This is a genomic window from Phyllobacterium sp. P5_D12, assembly GCF_054049495.1.
Genome location: NZ_JBFUMG010000760.1, coordinates 1 through 1,678, shown reverse-complemented (window position 1 = coordinate 1,678; position 1,678 = coordinate 1). Strand labels below are relative to the sequence as shown.

General features: G+C 54.6%; 2 protein-coding genes. One reads left to right on the top strand and one right to left on the bottom strand.

What is annotated here, in order from left to right; genetic code table 11:
* The first annotated feature begins 189 nt into the window (after positions 1-189).
* Positions 190-936, top strand: a complete 747-nt coding sequence (gene phnF, locus ACXJ5O_RS26150; protein ID WP_457302452.1) for a phosphonate metabolism transcriptional regulator PhnF — start codon at positions 190-192, stop codon at positions 934-936.
* A 1-nt stretch (position 937) separates the two neighbouring features.
* Here phnF and ACXJ5O_RS26145 read toward each other — a convergent pair whose 3' ends face one another.
* Positions 938-1,552, bottom strand: coding sequence for a pyridoxamine 5'-phosphate oxidase family protein (locus ACXJ5O_RS26145; RefSeq protein WP_457302451.1), 615 nt, complete (start codon positions 1,550-1,552; stop codon positions 938-940).
* Positions 1,553-1,678: the final 126 nt, after the last annotated feature.

Sequence of the window (1,678 nt, the reverse complement as noted above, 5' to 3'; positions counted from 1 at the left end):
CTCCTGCACAGTTGCCTGTGCCAGCAAGGCCATGGCAGCCTTGCGCCCGAAATCTGCTTCGCCAGAAGTCGGAGTGGCGCTTGAATTTTCGTTGCCCATTGACACCTCGCTAAAATTTGTCTAGTCATCTATACAACTAGACAATAGCTATGTTTATAGATCGGGTCAATGACAGGAGAATGACAGAACGTGACATCGGCACGATTCATCACACGCAACAGTGGCGTCGCAATCTGGCGCCAGATCGCAGATCAGATCAGGGGTGATATCTCGGCGGGAAAACTGGCAAATGGCGCGCGCATGCCGCCTGAGATTGAAATGGCTACGCGTTTTGCGGTCAATCGCCACACGATACGTAGTGCTATCGCCGCGCTCACCAAGGAGGGCGTCGTGCGAGCCGAACAAGGACGCGGTACTTTTGTCGCCAACAGCAAGAAACTCACCTACCGGATCGGCGAGCGCACGCGCTTTTCGCAGATCCTTTCCACTCAGGTACGCGAAACCAAGGGAATATTGCTTGCCCATCGCCTTGAAGAGGCACCCGTCGATGTTGCCGCGGCGCTAGATATGCCATCGGGGCAAGTGATCAGGATCGACACGATGCACACTGCAGACGGCAATCCGGTTTCCTGTGCCACAGCCTGGTTCGATGCGGCGCGCGTACCCAACGTGGCAGAAGACTATCGCTCATCCGGTTCAATAACATTTGCTCTTAAAGCTGCGGGAATAGACGACTATTTGCGCAAGTCGACACTTATTGCGGCGCGTCATGCCGAAGCGGAGGAGTTGCGCCATCTGAAACTCTCCCCCGGAGCTATTGTTCTTGTTGCAACGGCCATTAACGTAGATACCAAAGGCCATCCAATTCAATATTCGAAAACCCGCTTTGCCGCGGACCGCTTGGAAATTGCGATCGATAACAACAAGTCCGCGTAACCTACCACATTGTCTTGGCGGCACGCTCCGGCCATTCGCGGTCATAGGTCTCGCCGCCAACGCGATCTTCGCTGAGCGCCGCCAGTATCTGCCCAGGGGTGGGGAACTCTTTTGCCGAGCGTTGCTTGGCCGGGTTCCATAGTTCGGAGCGAATTAATGCACGAGCGCACTGAAAATAGGCTTCCTCCACTTCGACGACAGTGACGGAACGCGGCGCCTTTCCATCGACAACAAAGCTGTCAAGCAGTGCCTGATCCGTTTCGACAAATGCACGACCGTTGACGCGAAACGTTGTCGTCAGTCCAGGAATGAGGAAGAGCAAAGCCACGCGCGGGTCTCGAACTATATTGCGGAGCGAGTCAACGCGGTTGTTGCCGCGGCGATCTGGCATCATCAAGGTCGATTCGTCGTGAATCCTTACAAAACCCGCGAGATCACCGCGTGGTGAACAATCAAGACCTTCAGGACCACTTGTTGCGAGCGCCACAAAGGGTGAACCCTCGATCAACTTGCGGTATTCCGGCGTAATCCGAGCGGCAACTTTGGCTGTGGATGCTTCAGTTATGCCGCCGCCGTAGATGGCTTCGAGCTGTTCGATTGTCGTGATCCGCGACATTGAATTCTCCTTCAAGACGTGTTCGCCGACTAACATGGCATGACGAACTGATTATGACAGTTCGCGTTTTTATGAAATGACAACGGCAATGCACTTGTATATCAGTCGCTGCGACCGGAGCAGCGG